14 protein-coding genes, 1 pseudogene and 1 riboswitch are annotated in these 25,512 nt (G+C 47.9%); of the genes and pseudogenes, 11 read left to right on the top strand and 4 right to left on the bottom strand.

All coding sequences use genetic code 11. From position 1 onward, the window contains the following. The first annotated feature begins 409 nt into the window (after positions 1-409). Together DACE_RS15155 and DACE_RS15150 are read left to right on the top strand one after the other, a co-directional pair. The gene (locus tag DACE_RS15155; protein ID WP_006002693.1) at positions 410-2,425 is read left to right on the top strand and encodes an EAL domain-containing response regulator; all 2,016 of its coding nucleotides are present in this window, start codon (positions 410-412) and stop codon (positions 2,423-2,425) included. Continuing rightward, entirely contained in the window at positions 2,422-4,593 is a 2,172-nt protein-coding gene (locus DACE_RS15150) for a two-component system sensor histidine kinase NtrB (protein ID WP_006002691.1), read from the top strand. The genes DACE_RS15155 and DACE_RS15150 overlap by 4 nt, the downstream gene beginning before the upstream one ends. Before the next feature lie 60 nt (positions 4,594-4,653). Here the strand turns inward: DACE_RS15150 and DACE_RS15145 are convergent, their stop codons facing one another. Further along, entirely contained in the window at positions 4,654-5,118 is a 465-nt protein-coding gene (locus DACE_RS15145) for a hypothetical protein (protein ID WP_040367714.1), read from the bottom strand. Between the two features lie 299 nt (positions 5,119-5,417). Here DACE_RS15145 and DACE_RS15140 point away from each other — a divergent pair, with 299 nt between their 5' ends. The 3 genes from DACE_RS15140 to DACE_RS15130 all read left to right on the top strand — a co-directional run bounded on the left by DACE_RS15140 (position 5,418) and on the right by DACE_RS15130 (position 10,697). Then, on the top strand, positions 5,418-6,290 hold the full coding sequence (locus tag DACE_RS15140; RefSeq protein ID WP_155809164.1) for a hypothetical protein: 873 nt from the start codon (positions 5,418-5,420) through the stop codon (positions 6,288-6,290). Positions 6,291-6,502: 212 nt separating this feature from the next. Further along, on the top strand, positions 6,503-8,158 hold the full coding sequence (locus DACE_RS15135) for a putative manganese-dependent inorganic diphosphatase (RefSeq protein ID WP_006002685.1): 1,656 nt from the start codon (positions 6,503-6,505) through the stop codon (positions 8,156-8,158). Between the two features lie 279 nt (positions 8,159-8,437). Then, positions 8,438-8,619, top strand: a riboswitch (cobalamin riboswitch). Between the two features lie 122 nt (positions 8,620-8,741). After that, positions 8,742-10,697, top strand: coding sequence for a TonB-dependent receptor plug domain-containing protein (locus tag DACE_RS15130; RefSeq protein WP_006002683.1), 1,956 nt, complete (start codon positions 8,742-8,744; stop codon positions 10,695-10,697). Positions 10,698-10,776: 79 nt separating this feature from the next. On the opposite strand, the gene DACE_RS15125 is transcribed toward DACE_RS15130, so the two are convergent. Beyond that, positions 10,777-11,427: a carbonic anhydrase gene (locus DACE_RS15125; protein WP_006002680.1), complete on the bottom strand. Its 651-nt coding sequence runs from the start codon at positions 11,425-11,427 to the stop codon at positions 10,777-10,779. 398 nt (positions 11,428-11,825) lie between these two features. On the opposite strand from DACE_RS15125, the gene DACE_RS15120 reads away from it, so the two are divergent. Both DACE_RS15120 and DACE_RS15115 read left to right on the top strand, forming a co-directional pair. Further along, entirely contained in the window at positions 11,826-13,946 is a 2,121-nt protein-coding gene (locus DACE_RS15120; RefSeq protein ID WP_162013615.1) for a TonB-dependent receptor plug domain-containing protein, read from the top strand. Then, a complete protein-coding gene (locus DACE_RS15115; RefSeq protein ID WP_040367711.1) occupies positions 13,943-14,221 on the top strand; it encodes a TonB-dependent receptor in 279 nt (92 codons plus the stop codon). The genes DACE_RS15120 and DACE_RS15115 overlap by 4 nt, the downstream gene beginning before the upstream one ends. Here the strand turns inward: DACE_RS15115 and DACE_RS15110 are convergent. Then, positions 14,218-16,437 (bottom strand): LVIVD repeat-containing protein, encoded by a 2,220-nt coding sequence (locus DACE_RS15110; protein WP_006002677.1) that lies wholly within the window; start codon positions 16,435-16,437, stop codon positions 14,218-14,220. The two genes, DACE_RS15115 and DACE_RS15110, sit on opposite strands and share 4 nt — an antisense overlap. Then, positions 16,434-18,911: a response regulator gene (locus tag DACE_RS15105; protein WP_155809162.1), complete on the bottom strand. Its 2,478-nt coding sequence runs from the start codon at positions 18,909-18,911 to the stop codon at positions 16,434-16,436. Before DACE_RS15105 ends, DACE_RS15110 begins: the two co-directional genes overlap by 4 nt. Before the next feature lie 298 nt (positions 18,912-19,209). Here DACE_RS15105 and DACE_RS15100 point away from each other — a divergent pair, with 298 nt between their 5' ends. The 4 genes and pseudogenes from DACE_RS15100 to DACE_RS15085 form a co-directional block, all read left to right on the top strand. After that, complete coding sequence (locus DACE_RS15100) at positions 19,210-21,108, top strand: ABC-F family ATP-binding cassette domain-containing protein (protein ID WP_040367710.1); 1,899 nt, start codon at positions 19,210-19,212, stop codon at positions 21,106-21,108. 221 nt (positions 21,109-21,329) lie between these two features. Then, positions 21,330-23,888 carry a bifunctional aconitate hydratase 2/2-methylisocitrate dehydratase gene (locus DACE_RS15095; protein WP_006002671.1) on the top strand — a complete coding sequence of 853 codons (2,559 nt, stop codon included), beginning with the start codon at positions 21,330-21,332 and terminating at the stop codon, positions 23,886-23,888. Between the two features lie 98 nt (positions 23,889-23,986). Beyond that, positions 23,987-25,111 (top strand): tRNA-queuosine alpha-mannosyltransferase domain-containing protein, encoded by a 1,125-nt coding sequence (locus tag DACE_RS15090; RefSeq protein WP_006002669.1) that lies wholly within the window; start codon positions 23,987-23,989, stop codon positions 25,109-25,111. Between the two features lie 138 nt (positions 25,112-25,249). Then, positions 25,250-25,512: pseudogene (locus DACE_RS15085) on the top strand (hypothetical protein); the annotation flags it as partial.

Raw genomic sequence — 25,512 nt, 5'->3', positions numbered from 1 at the left:
CTTGTGATCATCCAATAACGAAATTTAATAGATAAGATTTTAGATTTAAATCGTATTTCAATTTTGTGAGTGTTTCCTTTCTGTGAGGTTTTCACGTTGCTTTGTTGTGTAATTTATAGATTTTAAAAAGGTTTATGTCGACTTAATCGTGTGTGACGCAAATTGTCATTGGTGGGAGACTGTCTGAGGTCGAAACGCTTTTGCCTGCCTGAGCTTGTGGCTTTGTTTGTATTTGTTAAAATGTTCTTTGAAAAGCGAGCACGATGTTGCCGGGTGGAAAACGCGTGTCGTCCTTTCAGTTGTCATCCCATCTGAACTGGCTGTTTCTGCAGGTTGTCAAAGAGCTTCAAAAAGATTCTCATTTCCTTATAAATCAAGGCGTTTCCAAACATTTTTTGATGAGGGCAAAATGCTTGATACCACATTGATGGTTGTTGAAGATGATCAAATTTTACGTGATCGCCTTGAACGAATTCTGGGCCGCGAAGTCGCACGGGTTGAAAGCTATCCCTGTCCCACTGAAGCATTGAGCGATCTCAATAATGTTATGCCGGATATCGTTCTAACCGATATCAAGATGCCGGGCATGACCGGGTTGGAAATGGTTAAAATTATTCGGCAGAGTTTTCCGAATATTCCGGTGATTGTTGCTTCGGCTTTCAGTGACCCGGACTATTTTATGAGTTCCATTCGACTCAAGGTGGAAAACTACGTGGTTAAGCCCATCGATATTGAGCAATTAATTGCGACCATTGAGACCATTGTCGACCGTTTGCATGCCCAGCATCTTCTTGAGGAAAAAGACTCACTTTTACGACAATATAAAAAGATTGTCGACTTGAGTGCCAGCATTGTCATGGTCAACAGGGGTGGGATGATCACCTACGTCAATGATCGATTCTGTGATCTTTCACGCTATCAGCGGCAGGCCCTTGTCGGTCAGCCGTATAAGAAGGTGTGGCATCCCGATATGCCGGAAGGTTTTTTTCGGGATGTGTGGAAAACCATTACAAAACAGAAGGTCTGGCAGGGGATCATGAAAAATCGCCAGCAGGATGGCAGTATCTTTTATGTCGATACCACGATTGCGCCGGTTCTCAATGTGGATGGAACCACAAGCGAGTATATCTCCATCAATGTTGATATTTCCGATCTGATCATGAGTAAAAAACAGCTCGAGCAGGATATTGTTACCGACCGGTTGACGGAATTGCCCAACCGCATCAAGTTACAGCAGGACATTCAGGAGTTTGACGATTTCACCATCCTGTTGATTGATCTTGATCGCTTCAAAGAGGTTAATTTGTTGTTTGGCATCCATTTTGGGGACAGAGTCCTACAATACTTTGCCCAAACTCTCACCCGTCTGGCTTCACCGCACAATATCTCCTGCTACCGGATTGCCTCCGATGAGTTTGGCCTGCTGGCCAAGTTCGATCAACGCGAATTGTTTCGTGAGCTTGTTGAAGAGATTAAGAGCTTTATTGAGTCGTCCCCGTTGCAATGCGAGAAAGTCTCTTTTGATATCGATTTTACATGTGCGTTACTCTACAGCGACCGTAAGAAATATATCCCTGTAGAGCAGCTTCAGGGCACGATTGAAGAGGCCAAGGAAAAACGGCATTTTCTGCTTGAGTATGATGCTGAAGCCATGCTGCAAAAACAATATGAAGAGAATTTTCAATGGACAAAAAAAATTAAAAGCGGTCTCCACGATGATCGTGTCATTATCTATTTTCAGCCCATTTACGACATTCAGCAAAATTGTATCAATAAATACGAATGTTTAGTGCGTTTGATTGAACCGGATGGCACGGTGGTCTCTCCCGCATTGTTTCTGGAGGCGGCAAAACGCTCACGGCACTACCGCGAACTGACAAGAACCGTGATCACGCAAGCTTGTCAGGCTTTCAAAGATCGAAGCGAAAGTTTTTCCATAAATTTATCGATCGAAGATCTGGCCGATGAGGAGACCCTCGACTTTCTTATCGCTTCTGTTGAATGCGACCAGTTGCAGGATCGCCTAATCGTTGAAGTTCTCGAATCGGAAGGGATTGATAATCTCACGATGATTCAGAAGGTGTTCAAGCGGCTTACCGATGCCGGGTTACAGTTGGCTATTGATGACTTCGGCAGTGGCTACTCGAATTTTTCATACCTTGTGGATTTACCCATTACCTATCTAAAAATCGATGGTTCTCTGGTCCGAACCATTGATCACGATGATAGCGCCCGGATCATTGTTCAATCCATTATCATGTTTGCGCATGAACTGGGTATCAAATGTGTTGCCGAATTTGTTTGCTCGGCAGAGGTCTTGGACGCAGTTAAGAGCCTGGGGGTTGATTATGCTCAGGGGTTTCATATTGCCCAGCCTCAGGCTGTTTTGGATGGCAGCTTCTGTCTGATCGGAGAGGGGGCATGAGACGTCATTGGATTGTCCTTGGCGTTGGCGCTGTTCTGGCTTGTGTGGTGTTCTTTATTGGCAGCGCTCTGATCGCCAAAGATGTTAAACAGATTACGCTGGAGATGGTTTTGCTCCAGCATAAAATCACTGAACGACAGATCGAAAGATTTAAGTTATCTCAGGCTCCTCTTTTGTCGATGCTGACCGGGCATCCCGATGTCGGACAATTCGCCTCCCGCGTGATGGATGATGAAACCGGGGTGACCGACTTGTTCTTTCATACGGTGAAAGCCAATCCCGTCATTATGCAGTTGCGTCTGCTTGATTTACAGGGCAATGAGCAAATACGAGTCGACCGGTTACGTAACGGTGAAGTGACGGTTATTGATGACAATGCCCTGCAGAACAAAGCACATCGTGATTACTTCCAGACGTTTTCCCGTCTCAAGCAAGGCGAATGGGAATTCTCAGATTTTGATCTCAACATTGAACAGAAGAAAATCGAAATGCCCTTTAACCCGACCTTGCGTGCCGGCATGCCTGTCCAGTGTGAAGGTGAAATCTGTGGTCTGATTATCATTAATTACTATATGGAAGACTGGCTGCATAATCTCGGTACTGTTGTCGATAGCCGACTGCTGCTGGTGGATCGTGATGGTTATTTTCTTCTACATCCTGAACAGGATTGGGCTTGGTCGCGCTATACGGAACGGCCCCGAAAAATGGACGATTTCTATGGCCGGGACCTGAGTTCTCTTTATCTTACCCCCCAAGGCCACGCATGGATTGATGACAGCACTGTTGCTCTCCCTTTGTATTTTTTTGATCAGGAGATTCTTGCCGTGTATCGACTCAATCGCTCGCCAAACCTGCTTTATCGCGAAAAGATTCTTGAGTTTTCCGTTATCATGTTGCTTGCTCTGGTGCTTGTTTTAGTGCCGGTATTCTGGTTAATCCACGACACTATGCGTCAAATGCGCCAGGAGAAAAAACTCGCTCAAAACAGCCGTGACTATCTGGATACTGTGTTTAATCATACATTTGATGCAATTATTGTCATCAATGCCCAAGCGTCGATTCAGCGTGTCAATAATGCGGCACTCACGCTGTTTGGTTATAGCAGGGAGGAATTGTGCGGCGAAAATGTCAATATCCTGGTGCCCGAGCCCTACAAAAGCCGCCACGATAGCTATGTTCAAAACTATAAGAGTACCGGACGCATGATTATTAACGCTGATCGAGATATCTCGGCATTGCATGCCGACGGGCATAAGATCCCGGTTTCTATTGCGATTACTCAGATGTGGCTTGATGAGGAATTGTACTTTATCGGCACAATTCGTGATTTGAGCAATGTCAAAGAGCTTGAAGAGCGCAGTCGCAAGCAGGAGATGATGATTCAACAGGGGAAACTGGCGGCCATGGGAGAGATGCTTGGCGCCATTGCCCATCAATGGCGTCAGCCGCTCAATTCCATTGGCCTGATTATTCAGGATTTGGCTTCTGCTTATAAACACGATGACCTTGATGGGGATTATTTTCGCCAATCTCAGCAGGAGATGCTGCAGCAGTTGCACTATATGTCTGATACAATTGATGAATTCAGAAACTTTTTCACGCAGGGGAAAAAAGTCCAGGCGTGTAATCTGTTGGCGGTTTTACAGGAAATAACCCAATTATATTGGGCGCAGTTGAAGGCCCATGGCATCAGTGTCCGCCATCGTTGTTATCTGGACGGGGAACTCAGGCCTTGTCCAACTGATGGCGACCTTCCGTCTGAATTTGCTCTACAAAGTTGTCCTGCTGAGATTAAACAGCTTTTGCTTAATCTGATTGCCAATGCAAAAGAGGCCATTGAAAAGTTAGCCAATCCCACGGAAAAACAATATTGTATCGAGGTGCAGTTAACGGCGACGGAGAACGAGATCACCATTGATGTGTGTGATCTGGCAGGAGGCGTTTCGTCTGAGATTCGCTCGCGAATTTTTGAACCCTATTTTACCACAAAGAAAATGGGAACCGGTTTGGGGCTTTACATTGCGAAAACACTGTCAACCAATCCGTTACACGGAACCCTTGTTTATCTTGATCGCGTGGCGGAAGACGGTGATGATGTGGTGGGCAGTATCTTCCGTTTGAGCTTGCCGCGTTATCCTGGAGATGTTTTCGGTGATGCGCAAAAGTAAGAAAGAATGGGGGATGAGTTGTCCTTCTTTGACCGGGCAGTTTGCAAACCAGCACAGCGATTACTCTGTTGTTGTTGAATCACAGGTTGGTGGGACTGCGACTGATAATGTTTTCTCTGCGGTGGTTATGCTCTCTTGAGGTTGCCTGGCATGTTTGTGATAAGCGAAAGTACCACGAATTGAATTGATAAACGCAAGTGCAAGGGCAACCCAGACGATGCTCGTAAATCCAGGCTCAAGAAGATGGATTACGAATCTCGGTAAAAAAACCAGAAATCCGACCAGTGCCGCAACGCGCGACATTTTATAAACAAAGACCGCTAACACGCCATAAAAAAGAGTTGGTATGAAGATAATGTAAAAATGTTGCTGCAATCCTGCAGAGAGCAAAGTGGGTAGCATGTAGGGCGGCGACACGCAGGCGATAAAAATTGCTGCAATAAAGCCCTGTCGTGCTGCTGTTGTGGCTTTCGGCAAACTATCGGTCTTAGGCCAGAAAAATTTCCAATCGTTTAATTCTTCCATGAGAAACCCCCTTAACTGAAGATGAAGCAGACCCCAGTCTTCTTTAGGTTGACAGATAGACAAGAAAATAAAAATGAATGAAGAGTAATTTATGCTAGTTTATGTTTCTGGTGTTGGCAAGGGGTAAATAGACATTGCTCCAGCAGATGGTTCTTGCAAAAGGCCCTGGTGGTTATTTTTTGAAAGATAGCGCACACTGGTGTGAGAGAACCGCCCTTGAATTTCAACCATACTTTGAAGGAGAGAGCGTTGTTGAAACATGGCCGTGGGCGTGGACTTGCCCCGTTGAGATCTCTGTTATGTTAAACGCACTGGTCATACTGGTGCTGCTACCTGTGACCGGTTTATTTCTAGGCTGGTTGCCGTGGGCGGAGGAAAACTCTTCATTCGCAACGCTGTTGGCAGCCACCGTCATGATTATCTTGGCGTCGTTATTGGTCAGCGCCTGGATTAACGTGGAAAAATCGTCCGCGGGTGCAGCTCATTCCCTTTTATGGCGACCATTGACGATCAATTTGCTGTTATTGGCTCTGCTTCTTGCCTATCATCGTTACGATGACGGTGTCCATCCCGTATTGACCGTGGTTGTCGGCGCTGTGATGCTGAGCTCAGCCAGTTTGCTTGGGATTGTTACGGCACGGGGGCTGAAGCATCCCACTGAGCTGATTCCGGTGTGTGTGGTTGCGGCCTGGGCTGATTTGTGCAGTATTACTGCCGGCCCAACCCACGCCATGGTTGGCAAAATCACTGACTACTACTCTTCGGGGCAGCAGGGCCCAGCTCCTCTTGCTGATGCATTGCTGATTAAAACACTGGTGCCGAGAAGCGCTCTTCCCGTGCCTTTGTTCGGTGTTGCTGACTGGATCATTGTCGCGTTTCTCAGCGCTGCACTGGTCCGTTTGAAGTTGTGTCCCGGTCCTGAGTTGGCGCAATTTTCAATTGGAGCGTGGCTTCCATTCAAGTACGTGCATGTTGCTCCGCTGTCGCTGTGGCTTGCTCTGACCTGTGCTCATCTCAGTGGTCGATTTATCCCGGCACTTGTGCCCATTTGTGCCTTCGTTCTGATCTGGGTGTTGGTCCGTTATCCCCAATCCCGCCGTCTAAGCCGTCGTGAACTGTTGTTGACCGGCTTGTTTCCGCTGTTGATGACCCTTGGTGTGACGCTGTTGTAAGCGCCTGATAATAGATTTTTTATCTGAGGTAAGTCTGATGAGTAGATCGTATTTGTACAAAGGTAATTTTTGCTCATCGCATCAGGAAGATCGTGTTATATAGGGGGCGTTCGGCTTTTTAAACCCGTTTGGGAAAGAAAAAGCTGTTTACACGATAAATTAACAAACAGAAACCTAAATACAAGATTGACGATAATCAGCAGGAGATTTACATGCCACAACAACGTGTCTACGTCATTGGCCATATGAACCCGGATACGGATTCGGTGTGCAGTGCCATTGCCTATGCCCGTCTTCGCGCCGCTCAGGGACTGGATGGTGTTCAACCGGCACGCGCCGGCAATATCAATCGCCAGACCGAATTTATTTTAGAAGAATTGGCTGTGCCACAACCGGAACTGTTGCTTGATGTCTCTCCACGTATTCGCGATATCATTGGCGAACAACAGCCGGTGACGATTCCGACAACAGCGCCCTTGTCACGCGCTCTGGAACTGTTTCATCTGCATAATGTCCGCATTTTGCCGGTGGTTGATGACAAGCGTTGCCCGCAGGGGATTCTCTATCTCAAGAAGGTTTCTGAGCGCTTTTTAGTACCGAGTCAGGAAAAAGAGTTGCGCCGAGTGTCTGCCTCGCCCCGATCAATTTGTCAGTGTCTCAAAGCCACAGCTCTCAATGAGGTGGACTTTGATGAACTCGAAGAGTTGAACCTCTATGTGGCGGCAATGGCCGAGCCGACCTTTGCCGAAAAGATGGCCGATCAGGATATGCGCAAAATGATTCTGATTGCCGGAGACCGTATTGATATCCTGCGTCTGGCCGTCGAACGTGCGGTGCGGGTGTTGGTAGTTGTCGCTGATCTGGATATCCCGCCGGATATTCTTGAGTTGGGGCGCAAGAACAATGTAACGATCCTGTCTACCTCCTTTGACAGTGCTACCAGTACCTGGCTGACGCGGCTGGCGACGCCGGTTGGACATCTTGCCGAGACAGATTACATCACGTTGCGTCGTCAGGACCGCGTCGATGAACTGCGTGTCAGTCTGACGCATAGCGTGGTCCCCGGTGTTGTTATCGTCAATGACACCGGCCAGGTCGAAGCGGTGGCCACCAAAAGTCATCTGCTGCGCCCTTCGGATGTCAAACTGATTCTTGTCGATCACAATGAACTGTCGCAGGCCGTGGCTGGAGCGGACAAGGTCGAGATCCTTGAAGTGGTGGACCATCACCGGTTGGGCAGTTTTCAGACCGATAAGCCGATCCGTTTTATCAATCAGCCTGTCGGCAGCACCTGTACCCTGGTGGCAACGTTGTATCAGAACGCGGGAATTACCCCTGACCCGGCAACGGCAGGGCTGATGCTGTCCGGTTTGCTCTCCGATACCGTGGTGATGAAGTCGCCGACGACAACTGAGGTGGATCGTGACATTGCCGAATGGCTCGGTCAGCTCTCTGGCCTTGATCCACAAGAGTATGGCCGACGCATTTTTGCCTCAAGTAGTGCCATGAGCGCTTATGATTCGCTGGAGAAGGTGATTACCACGGACTTCAAAGTATTCAGCGCGTCCAGCTGCCAGTTTGGTATTGGTCAGGTGGAAGTGGTTAGCTTCCATGAGTTTCATGGCTTGAAGGAAGAATTGAGCGCTGAGCTGGAAAAACTTCGTGAAAAACGTGATCTGGGGATGGCTGGTTTGCTGGTGACCGATATCGTTGCCGGAAACAGTGAATTGCTGGTCGCAGGAGACCGACAACTGGCGTTTATGATCGGCTACCCACAACTCGGAGATAATCTGTTCGAATTGCGTGGTGTCTTGTCACGTAAGAAGCAACTCATTCCCCACTTGTTACGTGTGTTAGGTGCTGCTTAACTGTTTGGGGCAGGCAGAGACTCGTGAAGGTGTTTGTGTGCGTCAAAAAAAAACCCGTGAAGGAGGGGCATCACGGGGTAAAAGCTTTGGTGAACCCAAAGCAACATCTTATTAGGCTAGCGAATATCTAAGGAGAAGACAACTTAAAATTTAACCACATTTTCTAATGAATTTATGGGTGGTTGTTCATCTTAGACTGTCAATATTTTTGGTTGTTCAGAACCTTTTGTGATTGGCGTTACTTTGGCCTTGACAGGGGGTGGCGGTGTTCTTAAGGTGTCTGCGCTGAAAGTTTCAGGTGCTTGTTGCAAGCACAATAGGGAATTCCGTGAAATTCGGGAGTGGGCCCGCCGCTGTAACCAGGGACGATCAACACATTTGGCCACTGACTTAGAGTCGGGAAGGCGTGTTGAGACGGAAGATCTGGAAGCCAGAAGACCTGCCTGAAACGCAATGGTTGCAACTTTCGTGGCGAAAGTTGAAGCAATAAAGTATCACGGGAGATATGGGATAACCCCGGATCGATGTTTTGTATCGGTTCGGGGTTTTTTGCGCTCCGGACACAAACCTGTAGGAGGCTTGTATGAAGAAGAGGCTTGTGCTGGGCGTAATGCTCGCTCTGTGGGCACAACTGGGCTGGGCGGAGCCGACGACGCAGTCGTTGAATGATGTTGTTGTCACTGCAACCCGCACCACCGGCAATTTGCAGATGGTGGGCGGCACTTCGGTTGAAGTGATTACTGCTAAGGATATTGAAGCGCGTCATCTGACAACGGTCACCGAAGTTTTGCAGACCGTTCCCGGTTTGCAATTATCCAACAACGGCGGCATGGGTGCGCCGAGCAAGGTGTTTATCCGTGGGGCTGATTCCAAAAACACCCTGCTGTTGATTGATGGCATTGCCGCTAATGACCCGACAGATGTGAACCGCGGCGCTGATTTTTCCAATATCCTGTTAGATAATGTCGAGCGCATTGAGATTGTTAAAGGGCCGATGAGTGTTCTTTACGGCAGTAATGCCACGGCAGGCGTGATTAACATCATCACCCGATCCGGTTCACAAGGTGTCCACGGTTATGCCGGTGTCGAGGCGGGAACGTACAACACCAAAAAGTTTTCCGGTGGTCTGAATGGCTCACTCGGCAACAGTGATTTCTCTTTGGCGGTTTCACGTTTGACCAGCCAAGGTTATTCCATAGCCAACGCCGACAATAACGACATCCCCCATGCCGGAAACACCTCGGAAGACGATGAATGGGAGAATACGACCTTCAGTGGCAAGTTTGATGCACCGTTGTGTGCTGCAGCCACTCTTACCGGTGTGATTCGCTATGCCGATGCTGAAATGGATCTGGATGACTGGGGTAGCGGCTATGCTGGTGACCGCTTTGATTATGACCCTATGCTTTGGTCGTATGTCGCCGCTCCTGATGGAAAAAAAGAGAATTCTCTGGAAACCCGACGTCTGTTTACCCGCCTCAACCTTCATGCCCTGTTGTTTGATGGTCAGGTGATCTCGGATGTCGATTACAAGTTCAGTCGTCAGGAGCGTGATGCCTATGATAATGACGATAACGATTCCTACGACTATCTCGGCAAGACCGATGAGTGGAGTTGGCAGGCAACCTGGCAGGTGGTTCCGTCCAATCGCCTTACGGCCGGCATCGGCTATTTAAGCGAAAGCTCTGAAAGTTCTTCTGCTGACGAAGAAGATGCCGAAACCCTCAGTGTCTGGCTTCAGGATCAATTTACCATGGGTGGTCTCGATCTCATTGCCGGGCTTCGTTATGATGACCACGATCGCTTTGGCGGCAAAAGCACCTGGCGTATTGCTCCTGCCTATCAGATTGAAGCAACCGGTACCACGGTGCGCGGCAGCTATGCCACCGGTTTCAGAACGCCTTCTTTGTATGAACTCTACTCTGCCTATGGTGATGAAGATCTTGATCCGGAAAAAAGCCGTTCTTGGGAACTTGGCGTGGATCAAAACCTGTTCGGAGATCAGGTTGTCGCCAGTGTGACTTGGTTTCGCACGATCTTTGAAGACCGAATTGATTGGGATTCTTCGCGTGTTATTCCTGGAATGGCTTGGCCTGGCGGATATGCTCAGCTAGATGGTGAAAGTGAAACCGAAGGTGTGGAAGTTGCTTTCCATTTGTTTGCTGACAAACCGTTGAGTTGTCGTCTCGATTACACGTACAACGATACCGAAGATCCGGATGGCGCCCGCATGTCACGTCGTCCCCTGCATAAGGTTCATGCCGGGATACGGTATGCAATTGGAGATTTCAGTTGCAACGTGGATGGTTATTGGGTTGATGAGCGTGAAGCGATTAGCAGTGCTCTTGATGAAAATGGCAACGCGGTTGAAACACTTGATGCGTATGTATTGGTCAATCTCGCCGCAGATTACGATGTCAATGACAACCTGACCTTGTATGCGCGAATCGATAATTTGTTTGATGAACACTACGAAGAAGCCTGGAGTTACGCGACTGCAGGTCAATCCTTTTATCTTGGAGGCAAGGTTCGATTTTAAGAATTTTGCAGCGCAATAGAAATAAAAAAAGCCGCTTCGTGACGAGGCGGCTTTTTTTTATGCGAATTTTTGCGTCTTTTTATTCTGGATGGTTCACCAGAACCTCAAATTCACCACTTTTCGGATTATAGCTGAGCAGCGCACCGGTCTGGATATCGACATACCATGCCTGCAACGAAAGGGTTCCTGCTTCAACGCGTTTGAGAATTTGCGGGAAGGTCAGAAGGTTTTCCAGCGACAACAGGATCGAAGCCTGTTCACAGGCACGTGTCTGAATCTCTTTGGGTTTGTCTCCCAGTTCTTTGAGAACTGTCTCTTTTGCCGGTTGGGCAAGGCTGACCCATTTGTCGATAAATTCGTTGTTGCCATCTTCGCAGCCGCCGGTTTTCTCCATCAGACTCTGGATGCCGCCGCATTGAGAATGCCCCATGACCAGAATGTATTCGACATTGAGAAAGCACACCGCATATTCAACGGCCGCCGAGACACCATGGTAGTGAGCATCAGGTTGGTAAGGCGGCACCAGGTTGGCAACATTGCGGATCACAAACAGATCACCGGGGTCGCAATCGGTCAGCAGGGAAGGGTCGACTCGCGAGTCACAACAGGCAATGGCGAGAATTTTCGGATGCTGGGCTTTTTTAAGCTGATCAAATAATCGGGTATCTTCACTGAAGAAATTTTCCTGGAAGCGGCGAAATCCGCTGACCAGAGACGTCAGATCCTTCATATCTACCTTTCCAAGGGATTTCTGCTTGTTGATGAAATTATTGACTAAATCGGAAAATAGCTGCTCAACAATGCCCTGAAAAAAGCAAATTTGCAAGCAGTTTTTGTGTCTGTGAATTGTCTAATTGTTTGGAATATCGTCGTTTATTGACGATTTGACCTGTTTTAAATGAAGACGCAACATGCTAATGTAACAAAGTGTTTCACATTTGAACCCGTGGTTCTCGGTGAAACCGACTCCTTAGGGATGATTTTTCTATTGTTCACTATGACATGCTCAATTGTGCGCCTGCCACCGCACTGCTGTCATCGTGTTTTAGCCGGGTCAAACTTCACGAACAAGTTGTTTTTTTTCTGCAGCTTGGGGAAGACGTTTTTATGGGAGAGGGGAAGTTCGCTGTGCGCCATTCTGTATTTTGGGGGCTGTGTGTCCTGTTCTTGCTGGTGTCGGTAACCGCTGCCGGAGCGCAAACCGAATCTGACCCGGAAACCTTACCGGATATCACCGTTATTGATACCTCTGCTGTGACCACTCCGGGCCAGTCCGTTCTTTCAAAGCAAACACTTCAGTCGCTGCCGCAAGGCGATGGTGCCATAACGGACTTGCTCAAAGTCCTTCCCGGCATTCAATTCAGTGAAACCGATAATTCCTCTTTGACCGGTGGCGAAATCCTCCCTGCTGAAATTTCTATTTCCGGTGGGCGTGTTTACGATAACAGCTTTTTGATTGACGGCTTTGGCAACAATAGCCTGATTGATCCCACCTCAGACAATCCGGCCAGTTCTACAGATGTTCCGGGCCATTCTCAACAGCTCTTTCTTGATTCGTCACTTGTTGACACTATTACTGTATACCGCAGTAATATTTCCGCACGTTACAGTGGGTTTACCGGTGGTGTGGTTGATGTTGAAACCCGTGATCCCGAGGAGACCTTTGGTGGCGAAATCTCTTTACGCTCAACACGTTCTGAATGGACTAGTTTTCACGTTGATCGGGAGTATCGCGAGGATTTTTACTCCTCAAAAGAAGCTGACATGCAACCGGAATTTAGAAAGTATTATGGCAATACCAGTGTCGATGTGCCTCTTACGGAGACCATGGGAGTTCTGCTCGCCTATTCTAAAAGCTATTCGCAAATTCCTTTAAAAACGTTCGATGATAAACACAATCAGTATCGTGCCTTGGAAAATTACTTTGCCAAATACGTGTATAAACCTCATGACGATACTACGTTACGTATTACGTTCATGTCCACGCCCTATGAGGGGCGTTATTTTCATGATGATGTTAAAAACAGTGATTACAGCATCGACGGTGGCGGTTGGTCGTTAACGTCCAGTTTTGAACAAAATTTTTCCTTGGCCAAAGTCGAGTGGTTGGCCGGATATGCGACCAGTGATAACAATCGTAGTGCCCCGGATGATTATTTTAACTATCAGGTAACACCTTCTGCAGATTGGGGGGGGCGATTTAGCCGTGAAGGCGGTTTTGGTGATATTGAAATCGAAGAAGACAACTTGCATCTTGCAAGCCATGCAACCTGGACGCCATTCACCTTATGGGGGCTGAAACATGAATGGATCAGCGGCATAACGTTTGAACGGGTTAAAGCGGATTATCAACGAGGTTATGCAACCAACAGTGCATGGAAAACCAGTGATCTTGTCATGTGTGATGGGGATGATTCGTTTTGTATTGAAGGTGAACAGTACGCCTACAGTAAGGTTGTTTATCCGGAAGACAGTGCTGATGCTGAAATCAGCTCCGTTGATCTTTACCTTGAAGATACTTTGAGCTGGTGGCGTTTGGCATTTCGTCCGGGACTTCATGTCAGCTACAACGACCTGATGAAAAATACGGACTACGCTGGTCGTGGCGCGGTGTTTTACGATGTTTTTGCTGATGGGGCAACCATCTTCAGTATTGGTGCCAGTCGTTATTATGGGAAAACCTTTCTGGCCTATGCCCTCAATGAAGAGAAAGCTCAGTTGCAACGAGAGACGCGCACCATTGATGATGACGGCACGTTGACGGAGTGGGAGCAGATAACGCGTACATCTTTTTCCACGACTCGTTTGACAAATCTCAATACGCCTTATGTTGATGAGTGGAGTATTGGTCTTGAGCAGGATCTCTTTGGGGGCCGTTTGACCTTGAGTTATATCGATCGCAATGGTGAGGATCAGCTGACAAAACAGGTTTTGGCCAAAGACGAATATGGCTATACCTACACTGAGTGGACAAATCTTGGGGAAAGCCGTCATAAAGAAGTGACCATGAGCTGGTCGCGTGAGTGGGAACATCAATCATTGCTCATTGATGGCACCTGGCAGGACAGTGAAAACAGCAATGAAGATTATGATGATTGGCTCGAAATCGAAGATTTCGAAGATATGGTCTGGTATGAAGATCATCTTGTCTATCGCCTTGATCTGCCTCGGGCTGATTACAACCGGGAATGGAGCGCCAATCTGATTTATCAGATCGAGCTGGACCATGGTTTACCTTTACCAATGTGACACGTTATCGCAGTGGTTATGAAGGGATTGTCGATAGTGGCGAAAATCATGAACTTGAGGATGGAACCCGTGTTGATAGTTACGAGATGCGTGACTTCTCAAGCTCAACGATTTTCGACTGGAAACTCGAATGGACCTATAGTTTCTCCGACACGCAGTTGTTGACCGCAACATTCGATGTCTACAATGTCTTTAATCGAAAAGTTTATACTGGGAATTCCGGCGAGTATGAGCTGGGACGCCAGTTGTGGGTGGGGCTGACTTACGAGTTCTAAATGGAGTTTGGAAATTCGTAGGCTTTCTTCACGTCTATGGAATTTATTTTCCAGCCTTTTTCCACAGAGAATGACAACGCATCGTCCACTCTGATATATCCTTTTTTATCAGAAAAAAACACGTCATATTGGCCTGTTGTGAAGTTTTTAGGTAGTTCAAAAGTGCATCGGGTTTGCTGTGTGTTGCTTTTGATAAGTTTGAAGGGCACAGAGGTTACCGTCATATCTCCTGCTTTATCAAACATAAAAAGCTGGTCATCTAGAACCCATGCCCTGTCGGGAGAGTCAAGGTGTCCCAATTTTTTGATTCTTCTAGGGTGTTTGATATCCACAAAAGACAATCCGCCTTGCGTGTGATTGATATAAACAATATCCTCAACGACCTGTGCCGATTCACATGATTCTGTGAACTCGACAGAATCAAGAAATTCAGGGTGTTCTAGGTCTGATATATCTATTGTTACAACTCCTCTAGATCCACACATCAATAATGTGTTGCCCTTCAAAAATATTCCATTGCTAGCGTTCGTTTGGTTCAAAGCCTGATCCGAGTTGATTTGGCTGGCGAGACTCAATTTGTTGTTGGATAAATCGTAAACATAAATTCCCGCGAATTTTTTCAGGTTTGACCCTCGTAATTTGACAAAAGCTTTGTTGTTACCAAATGTAATGAAGTCTGCTGCGAGAGTAAGCTTATTGTCATTTATTAACACTGGTTGTGTGTTTGAGATGTCGGCAACGATTGCGTTGCCTTTATGGAGGCAAATATAAAGTTTATTGTCATAAACCGTCATCGATTTAATGCTTCTTTTACATGAAAGGAAATTTTCATCTATAAAGTTATTGTCTTTATCAAGATTTATAGCGTATATACCTTTATTGTTGACTGATATATAAATAATATTTTCATTTTGTGCTGTTGAACTTATTGTCTGATCGAATTTTATCTTCTCTATTATGGAGTAACTGTTATTTTTTTCTTGTCTGTAGGCAATTGTAATTCTCTTGTTTCCAATTATGCCAATATAGTTTTTGTACCTAAAAAAGAATTTTTTCTGAGTCAAACTACTATTGGTTGATAAAATCGGTTTTTTTTCATCGCTTGGTTTGTTAATGTCAATAACAGAAATGCCTTGGGAGTTGCTCGCTATAAGTGCATAATTTTTTAATATGGCGATAGCGCGACATGTCCTGCGAGGACTGTGAAATGTATTTTGATAGATAAGTTGATCGCCAATGATATATTGATAGATTTTTTGGTCGCGACTCACAACAAAGAGCTTGTTTTTGTGTGCATGTAAACGTGAAATATAAATGTCCTGTGTCACTTTTTCTGGTTTTTGATCAAGGTTTTCCAGAATTATCTTTGTGACTCCACTCGCTGTTCCGCAATAAAGAGTTTTGTTGAAAATTAAAGAGTCCCAAACCCTGCCGTGATGACAGAATTTCTTTATTTCTACCGGATTTTCCGGATTGGCGATGTCAATGCAATGGGTAATGCCGATATCTTTTGAGTTGGAAATTCTTCCACCGCTAAGAAAAATTAAATTTCCGTTGCCGCAAACGGTAAAAACATATGCATCCAAAGGGAGTGAAGAGATGATTCGTGGGTTTTTTTTATCTTTTATATCAATTACTTGCAGGCCAGAGTTCCCTGCTGCAACAAAGGCTAGATTGTCTTTAACAAGGATTTGATTTGTTATTCCGGGAATTTGCAGGCTGGAAATTAATTCAGGAGCTTCAGGGTTGGCAATGTCGATAATATATAAACCACTTCTGGTGGAGCTTGTGATCAGGTAATGGTCTGTGATTGTGATTCGCCAGACCCGAGCATTTCTTGGCAGCTCCAGTGAACTTATGGCATATGGTTTGGACGGGGTGTCGATATTGTATGCGATGATCCCTTTTTTATGGTTAGCAGCCCAAGCAATTCCTTTATGAATCTGTATGTCAAAAACATCTCCCCAGGTGAATCGTTTGGCCACCAAAGAGGTTTCGTTGAAATTTTTAGGAGTAATGATGGCATCAAGAGATTGGTGGAGGTTTTCCCCTGTGATTTCAAGGCTTTTACCGGAGGGGGATAAGACAATCTCTTCAATCTGTGGTGGTTGTTGGGGGGTCAGCTCAACAATCCACGCCAGTAAAGCTCCACATAGCAGGCAATAACATCCCAAGAAAATGCCAAAAATTATTCTTTTTTGGCTTTTTTGTTTCATCTGTGTACCTGTTTTTTGAGATGCTTTTCAAGCATGTCAAGAAGTTGGATTTGACGATAAGGCTTGCACAGATAGTCGATCATTCCAGCGTCACGACAGCGTTGAACATCTTCTTCGCCAGCATGAGCTGTTAATGCAATAATCGGGGTGTTCACTTGTTGCCGAATGTGTTGCGCCGCTTCGTAGCCATCCATCAGCGGCATTTGGCAATCCATCAAAATCAACGAGAACTCTTCTTTTTCGCAGGCTTCAACGGCTTGCTGACCATTGGAGACGACGGTCAGTTGGTAATCAAGGGGGCGAAGAATCAGTTGGACCAGTCGCTGGTTGACATCATTGTCTTCTGCCAAAAGGATGCGATGGTTATTGCTTCGCTGAGGTGCTGGTGTTTTAGTCTCTGGTTTAATGTGTGCTGTCTGGGTGTTCGGTGCAATCGCCTGGTACAGGGCTGTTGTTTGCACAGGCTTGGGTAAGAACGTGTCAATACCGAGCTGCGACATCTCCTCATGGCTGAACATTTGACTTCGCGGACCAAGGAAGATGACCTTGGGCCGCAGGTCTTGAGGGAGTGACTTCAACAGTGAGATAGCACCTCCCGGCAATGTGCTGTCGAGTAGTAACAGATCGAGAGGGAGACTCTTTTTATCCATTTTATTCTGAGCCAACTTGGCGTTGTCGCACAGTGCAACGCTGATGCCGCTGGCCTCTAAATGTTCTCGCAGCATGTGCTGGAGTTGTTGGTTCTCGCTCGCAACGATGGCACAACGTGTTGTCACCGTCGTTGCATGGGGTTCTACGGGACTGATTGCAATGGATTTGAATGGGATTGTAACGGTGAAAATTGAGCCGTGGTCTTCGTTGTCGCGCACGGAAATATCGCCATCCATCAGGCCAACCAGTTGCTTAACGATGGTCAATCCCAGTCCGGTACCGCCGTATTTACGACTGGTTGAGCTGTCTGCCTGGGTAAATGCGGTAAAAATGTTGTTTTTAGCTGCGTCATCAAGGCCAATGCCGCTGTCCTTGACCGATACAATCAGGTTGCCCGAGGTTGTATTCGTGGGTAACCAATTCATATCGACAACGATGTGGCCATCGCCAGTGAATTTAATGGCGTTGGACAGTAAATTGAGGATAATCTGGCGCAAACGTCCGGCATCGCCTGTTAATGTTGACGGGACGGCGGTATGAGTGACGGTCGTGAGTTCCAGCCCTTTTTTAAAGGCATTGTCGGCAAGGAGTTCAACTGCCTGATCAAGGGTCTCAATGGGGGTGAACTGATGTAGGTCTAACTCCAGTTTTCCCGCTTCAATCTTTGAGATGTCGAGCAGATCGTTGAGGATGGCTTGGAGTGATTCGCCGGAGCTGTAGATGGTTTTGACCAGCTCGGCGTCCTGATCATCGAGATCGCGGCTCATCAGTTGCTCAGCCATGCCGAGCACGCCGATCATTGGGGTACGGATTTCATGGCTCATGTTAGCGAGGAAGCGTGACTTTGCGGCACTGGCCTCTTGCGCGGCTTTTTTAGCGTCATCAAGCTCCTGGATGGTGACATGCAGTTCATCGTTGGTTTGCTGCAGGTCTTTAGTGCGTTCACGCACCTGCGTTTCCAGACCTTGACTGTACTGCTGCAGCGATTTTTCCCGTTTTTCAATTTGTTTGAGCATGTGGCAAAATCCGCCGAGGAGTGTCTTGATTTCGACGATGTCGCTGTTTATGATCGGCATCTTCTGGCAGCAATAATTTTGCTCTGAGGAGACTTCGTTCATCCGGTCGACAAGCTGATGCAGCGGATGGGTGATCAATCGCTTGAGACGGGTGGTGAGCAAATAGGCGACACCAAGGGTGACAGCCAGCATGGCCAGTGCGGCAACGGCAAACAGCAATAGATTGCGAATGATCAGGTTTTGGCTCATCTGCAAATAGACGCAACCGATGTAATCCCCTTCGTGGAATACCGGCGAATAGATAGTCAGATGGCGCAGGTCAAGAAAATGCTTCATCTTTTCGCTGTCGCGAGCTTCACTGATCCGTTCGATTTTAAAGGGACTGTTTTTCAGTTCCTGTGCCAGACTGCTTTCACTTTTGTTGCGGTATTGCGCCGTCACCTTGTTTTCACGGTCAAACAGATAAGCCAACTGGATCGAAGGTTCCAGCTCAAGACTGTTGATGACCCGTTCAGCCAGATAGCTTTTGCGCAGAGCCAGAGCTTCCTTGCTGTTGTCACCGATGATACGCGCCATGGTTGACATTTTATCCACCATGCTGTCCTGAAAGGTGGTGCCCTGGATGTAAACCGAGGCTGCCAATGACATCAGCAGGACAATGGTGCTGGTGAGCATGACGATTGTGGTGATTTTCTGGCCGATATTTGATGTCGCGGTGTGGGGCATGAAGTGCCTTGGGCTCAACAGGGGCTGACGGATGCGGTTGCCGTTGTACTTGTGGCCGAAAAAGACCTGTTTAAATGACAAAGTTTGCCACAAAAGCAACAATTTAACTAGGATTAATCAGTTCTTAATAGTAGGATTCCCACGGGTTAACGTCAATAGCAAAACACGTTTACCTTTATTATTTGCTTCATAAAACAATGAGGTTGTTGATCCTATCTCGAGTTCTGGCAAACGCCTGTTGCGGGCTTTTTCCCAGAATGCTTTTGAACAGTGTTATTTTCAAAAGCGCATAAAATAGCCGGATTGTAAACGAATCCGACTGTTTTGCTGTTCATCCATGGGTTCTACGACCCTTTTTGCAAAAGGCTGTTTATTTTTTATGAATGTTATTGATGTCACCGAACTGGAAAAGCATTACGGCGCACGGACCATTTTTGCTCAGGTGACCTTTGCCGTGGATGAAACAGAGAAGGTTGGTTTAATTGGTCGCAATGGTTGTGGCAAGTCCACATTGTTGCGTATTCTCGGTGGTCTCGATGACTCGGATGGCGGGACTATCAGCCGCAAAAAAGGAGCTGCGGTCGTTTATCTTCCTCAACAGCCAACCTTTGATGGCGATCTGACGGCACATGAAGTTCTGTCCCGTTGTTTGAGCGCTGTCTATGAACGGCGACAACGCTATGATCACATTTTGTCGCAACTGGAACAGGCCTCTACTCACGAGATGGATTCCCTGCTGGCGGAACAGCAGGAATTACAGGAATGGTTTGATCATCATCAGTGCTGGAATGTTGATCATCGTATTGGTGATGTGTGTAACCGCCTTGGCGTGACCCGTCTCGATCAACCCGTGACCCAAATGTCCGGAGGCCAGCAGAAACGGGTGGCATTAGCCGGTGTCCTGTTACAGCAGCCTGACTTGCTGATGCTCGATGAACCGACCAACCATCTTGATGCGGTCAGTATTCAATGGCTCGAAGAGGAACTGCTGCGTTATCCCGGTGCTGTGATGCTGGTGACCCATGATCGCTATTTTCTTGATCGGGTCGTGACCCGCATGTTTGAACTTGATGACGGTCAGTTTCAGATGTTCACCGGCAACTACAGCCTCTATCTGCAACAGAAACAAGAACAATATGCGATGGAGCAGACTCAACAAGGCCGTCTGCTTAATCTTTTGCGACGTGAGGAAGCCTGGCTGCATCGCGGTGCCAAAGCGCGAACCACGAAACAGAAAGCCCGCATTGGTCGGGTGGATAAGCTTCGTGAACAAAAGCAGGGGCCACGCCGCGGCGATGTCAGTCTTCAGTTCAGTGCTGAACAGAAATTGGGTGGCACGATCCTTGAGCTGGAACATGTCCAACTGCAGGCGGGTGATCTCACCTTGGCCAAAGATGTGTCTCTGATTTTGCGTCCCGGTGAACGCCTGGGCATCCTCGGTCCCAATGGCTGTGGTAAGTCAACCCTGCTGAAAACCATTCTCGGTGAAATTCCTCTGGTTGCCGGTGAGGTTATTCTCGGGCGCAAGACCCAGGTCGGCTACATCGATCAGAATCGTACCGGCCTAGATCCTGAGAAAACCGTGGCTGAATGTTTAGGTGAAGGAGACTGGGTGACGGTTGCAGGTCATAAGCGTCATAAAACCGGCTATCTGGAAGAGTTTCTCTTTGACTATGCCGAACAGCGCAAGCCAGTGACAACATTGTCCGGTGGTGAGCGTGCTCGGCTGTTGCTGGCCTCGTTAATGTTGCAAGGTGCGAACCTGCTGGTGCTTGATGAGCCAACCAATGATCTCGATATTCAGACCTTACAGGTTCTCGAGCAGGCTCTGATCGATTTTACCGGCTGTGTGGTTATTGTTACCCATGACCGCTATCTGCTCGATCGCATTGCCACGGCGACCCTGGTGTTTGACGGGCAGGGTGGGGTGGTGCGCTATGAAGGAAACTACTCGGATATGTTGCTGCAACAGCAGCCAGCCGAACCGGTCGCGCCAAAGAAGACAACCGTGACTGATGCGGCAAAGCCTGCCGCAAAAGTAAAAAAACAACGCAAAGGTCTCAGCTATAAAGAAAAGATCGAACTCGAAGAACTTGAAGCAACCATTGCCGATCTTGAACAAGAGCAGGGTGAACTCGAACAGGCTCTTTCTGACACGGTCAATCGATCTGTTGAGGAGCTGGAAGAGTTGGGGCGCCGCTTTGGCGAAGTTTCAGAACAGCTCACCGGCCATTATGAGCGCTGGGAGGTTCTTGAACTGAAAAAAGAGGGAGCCTGATACGCGGCAACTCATGATAAAACACCGCTTTTTTCAGCTACTGTGATGCGAATGTCAATCCGGGTTTCCGGGTTGACATTTTTATTTTAAATCGTATACAGTACACAGATTCATTTTAATGGGCCGGTTGTCTTTGAACACTGGTTGCTGGATGGAGAGAGTTGTTTGTATTTACGTCGGTTCCCTGAGCGGGAATCGTAATTTTTCGAGGAGGATCAAGAATGATCGAAGCATATCTGCAACATGAGGCAGAGAGACAAGCTCAGGGTATCCCTGCACTGCCTCTCAATCCTGAACAAGCCAAGGGTCTTTGTGAACTGCTGGTAAATCCCCCGGCAGGCAAGGAAGAATTTCTGCTCAATCTGCTTAAAGAGCGGATCTCCCCGGGTGTCGACCCTGCTGCTGAAGTGAAAGCCGATTTTCTCGGCCAGATCATCAAAGGTGAGGTTTCCTCTCCTCTGGTCAGCAAAGTCGACGCTGTTCAGATTCTCGGCACCATGATGGGTGGTTACAACATCAAGTACCTGATCGAAGCTCTTGAAGTTGCTGAGCTGGCTGACGAAGCGGCCTGTGCTCTGAGCGGCATGGTTCTGATCTACGATGCTTTTGACGATGTTGACGCACTGCGTAAAGCCGGCAATGCTGCCGCTGAAAAAGTTGTCAAATCCTGGGCTGCTGCTGAATGGTTCACCACCAAGCCTGAGTTGGCAGAGACCATTACTGTAAAAGTTTTCAAGGTTGACGGCGAGATCAATACTGATGACTTCTCCCCGGCAGGTGACGCCTGGAGCCGCCCGGACATTCCGCTGCACTCTCTGGCCATGGGTAAAACCCGTTTCCCCGGTGGGAACGAAGAGATCGCTGCATGGCGTGCCGAAGGCAACCAGGTAGCATTCGTTGGTGACGTTGTTGGTACCGGTTCTTCCCGTAAGTCGGCCTGTAACTCGGTGCTGTGGCACATCGGTGAAGACATTCCCGCTGTTCCCAACAAGCGTCGTGCCGGTGTGATCATTGGTGGTGTTATTGCGCCGATCTTCTTCAACACAGCTCAAGACTCCGGTGCTCTGCCCCTGCGCATGGACGTTTCCAGCATCAACCACGGCGATGTGATCACCATCAACACCGCTGAAGGTAAAGTGACTGGCGCTGACGGTGCTGAGTTGACTTCTTTTGACATCGCTCCGAGCACGGTTCGTGATGAATTCCGTGCCGGTGGTCGCACACCGTTGATCATCGGTCGCAAGTTGACTGAACGTGCTTGCGCAGCGCTGGGCATGCCTGCACCGGATATGTTCATCCAGCCCAACAACCCTGTGCCCAAAGCGGACCAAGGTTATTCCCTGGCTCAAAAAATGGTTGGTAAGGCATGTGGGGTTGACGGCATCCTGCCTGGCACTGCGTGTGAGCCGAAGATGACGACTGTTGGTTCCCAGGATACCACCGGCCCGATGACTGCTGACGAGATCAAAGAGCTGGCTTGCCTGAAGTTCCAATCTCCGATGTTCATGCAGTCTTTCTGTCACACTGCTGCTTATCCTAAGCCGGCTGACGTTAAGATGCACAACACACTGCCTGCGTTTATTTCTGAGCGTGAAGGTGTGGCTCTGCGCCCTGGTGATGGTGTTATTCACAGTTGGTTGAACCGTCTGTTGCTGCCTGACACCGTTGGTACCGGTGGTGACTCTCACACCCGTTTCCCCATCGGCATCAGCTTCCCGGCTGGTTCCGGTTTGATCGCTTTCGCCGGTGCTCTGGGCTTCATGGCTCTGGATATGCCTGAGTCCGTTCTGGTGCGCTTTAAAGGTGAATTGAACGAAGGCATCACCCTGCGTGACGCTGTTAATGCGATTCCTTACTACGCCATCAAGCAAGGTCTGCTGACGGTTCCCAAAAAGAACAAAGTCAACATCTTCAACGGTCGTATTCTGGAGATGGAAGGTCTGCCCAACCTGTCGGTTGAGCAAGCCTTTGAGCTGACTGACGCGGCTGCCGAACGTTCTGCTGCTGCCGGCTGCATCCAACTCTCTGAAGAGTCTGTCTGCACCTACCTGCGTTCCAACGTTGCACTGATGGAAAGCATGATCAAAGACGGCTACGAGCACGCTGCAACTCTGCAGAAGCGTATCGACGCTGTTAACGAGTGGCTGAAAGATCCCAAACTGCTCAAAGCTGACAGCAACGCCGAGTACGCCGCGGTTATCGAGATCGACCTCGCAGAGGTTACTGAGCCGATCCTGGCTTGCCCGAACGATCCCGATGATGTCAAGCTGCTCTCCGAAGTTCAAGGCACCAAGATTCAGGATATCTTCCTTGGCTCCTGTATGACCAACATCGGTCACTTCCGTGCTGCGGCCAAAATCTGGGAAGGCAACAAGTTTAATCCTGAAGATCGCATCTGGATCTGCCCGCCGACCCGTATGGACCAAGCTAAACTGAAGGATGAAGCGTACTTCGCTATCTTCAACCAGGTTGGTGCCCGTATCGAAACTCCGGGTTGCTCCCTGTGCATGGGTAACCAAGCCCGTGTACCCGATGGTGTGAACATGTTCTCCACTTCAACCCGTAACTTCGATGACCGTATCGGTAACGGTGCTCAGGTTTACCTGGGTAGTGCTGAGCTCGGCGCAGTCACCGCTCTTAAAGGCGAGCTGCCCACACCTGCTGAGTACTTGGCTGTTTACAAGGAGAAAGTTGCTCCGAGCAAAGAAGAGGTTTACGATTACCTCCAATTTGACGAGCTGGGTGAGTTCGACGCTGTTTACAAGCGTTGCGACATCTAATCTCTTTGTCATAAGAAAAAGAGAGGCCGCTTCTTCGGAAGCGGCCTTTTTTTTGTGCTATAGTCTCGACATCATTACGCATTATAGAGAGATTGCTGATGCAGATTGCTTTGCTAGAACCCTTCATGACCGGTTCCCACTCTGCCTGGGCCAGACAGTATGTTGCGCATAGTCGTCATCATGTCGAGATTTTCGGACTGGACGGAAAATACTGGAAGTGGCGCATGCATGGCGGAGCTGTGAGCCTAGCACGGCAGTTTTTGAAGCAAAGATCCAATCCCGATCTGCTATTGGCCACAGATATGCTTGATCTTACAACGTTTCTCTCACTGACCCGTGCAGTTACCTCATCCGTGCCCTGTGCTCTGTACTGCCATGAAAACCAACTGAGTTATCCTTGGTCGCCTGATGATAGCGATCCCGCTTTGCAACGGGATGCACACTACTGTTTCATCAATTACACCTCCGCCCTGAGTGCTGATCGCGTCTATTTCAATTCTGACTACCATCGTCGGGACTTTCTCTCCGAGTTACCAACGTTTTTGAAGACATTTCCCGATTGTCGCGAATTGGATACCGTGCCGATGATCGCTGAAAAAAGCCGTACGTTGCCATTGGGCTTGGACCTTAAAAAGCTTGACTCGTTGAAACCTGACACTGATCTACGACGAACAACGGGTGCCGTGCCTTTGATTCTGTGGAATCATCGCTGGGAATACGACAAAAACCCGGAAGAGTTCTTTCAGGCGTTGTTTGTTCTGCAAGAGCGAGGTGTGGCGTTTCAGTTAGCGGTTCTTGGCGAGTCCTACCGTAAGCAGCCGACAATTTTTAGTGAGGCGCAAAGTCGTTTGGCCTCACACATTGTCCACTGGGGATATGTCCACAGTTATGCCGACTATGTTTCTTGGTTATGGCATGCGGACATTCTGCCGGTCACTTCGATCCACGATTTTTTTGGTATCAGTGTTGTTGAGGCATTGTATTGTGGTTGCACGCCGTTATTACCGGAACGGCTCGCCTATCCCGAGCATGTTTCACCGCAAGAATTCGCTGAGGTCTATTATCAGAATTGTGATCACTTGGCCGAAAAGTTAGCTGTTTTATGCCGGGATTTTTTGTCACGATCTGCCGGCCTATTACGGTCAAAAGTTGCCGGATATGATTGGGGGGAAATGGTTGAGCGCTATGATGAAGAATTCGAAAGACTCATCTCGGAGCGCTGAAAGGCCTTATTGGTAGATTCTTGTGCCGCCCAGCGGAGTATATTCATTCTTTTGTGATGTTTTTTTATTGTCTAAACGCGTTCAACCCTTTAATCTTCACATGTTGTTTATAGTCTCTAATAAATAAAAGGGAGTCCTATGAAATCACGCATTTTTGTTACTCTGTGTGCTCTTGCTGTTGTGTTGTTCTCTGTTGGGTTGAGTTGGGCTGATAGTTTTACGGAACTCTCCTTTTCGCTGGAATCCGGGATTCGTGAAGATAGCCTCGATTGGAATATCGCCGATTCTGATGGCTCGCCAAATGTGCTTTCAGAGTTGGAGTGGGACGATCTGGAGATTTACCAGGTTGGATTCACCAGTAAATTGATTGCCGAAAATGGTAAAGTCCCGTTTGCTACCTA

This window comes from Desulfuromonas acetoxidans DSM 684 (assembly GCF_000167355.1).
Lineage (GTDB): Bacteria > Desulfobacterota > Desulfuromonadia > Desulfuromonadales > Desulfuromonadaceae > Desulfuromonas > Desulfuromonas acetoxidans.
This window is presented reverse-complemented; position numbering and strand designations above follow the sequence as displayed.

Coding starts and splice junctions, on each gene's coding strand:
- DACE_RS15155 (WP_006002693.1), top strand. CDS start 410: ATGCTTGATACCACATTGATGGTTGTTGAAGATGATCAAATTTTACGT.
- DACE_RS15150 (WP_006002691.1), top strand. CDS start 2,422: ATGAGACGTCATTGGATTGTCCTTGGCGTTGGCGCTGTTCTGGCTTGT.
- DACE_RS15145 (WP_040367714.1), bottom strand. CDS start 5,118: ATGGAAGAATTAAACGATTGGAAATTTTTCTGGCCTAAGACCGATAGT.
- DACE_RS15140 (WP_155809164.1), top strand. CDS start 5,418: ATGTTAAACGCACTGGTCATACTGGTGCTGCTACCTGTGACCGGTTTA.
- DACE_RS15135 (WP_006002685.1), top strand. CDS start 6,503: ATGCCACAACAACGTGTCTACGTCATTGGCCATATGAACCCGGATACG.
- DACE_RS15130 (WP_006002683.1), top strand. CDS start 8,742: ATGAAGAAGAGGCTTGTGCTGGGCGTAATGCTCGCTCTGTGGGCACAA.
- DACE_RS15125 (WP_006002680.1), bottom strand. CDS start 11,427: ATGAAGGATCTGACGTCTCTGGTCAGCGGATTTCGCCGCTTCCAGGAA.
- DACE_RS15110 (WP_006002677.1), bottom strand. CDS start 16,437: ATGAAACAAAAAAGCCAAAAAAGAATAATTTTTGGCATTTTCTTGGGA.
- DACE_RS15100 (WP_040367710.1), top strand. CDS start 19,210: ATGAATGTTATTGATGTCACCGAACTGGAAAAGCATTACGGCGCACGG.
- DACE_RS15095 (WP_006002671.1), top strand. CDS start 21,330: ATGATCGAAGCATATCTGCAACATGAGGCAGAGAGACAAGCTCAGGGT.
- DACE_RS15090 (WP_006002669.1), top strand. CDS start 23,987: ATGCAGATTGCTTTGCTAGAACCCTTCATGACCGGTTCCCACTCTGCC.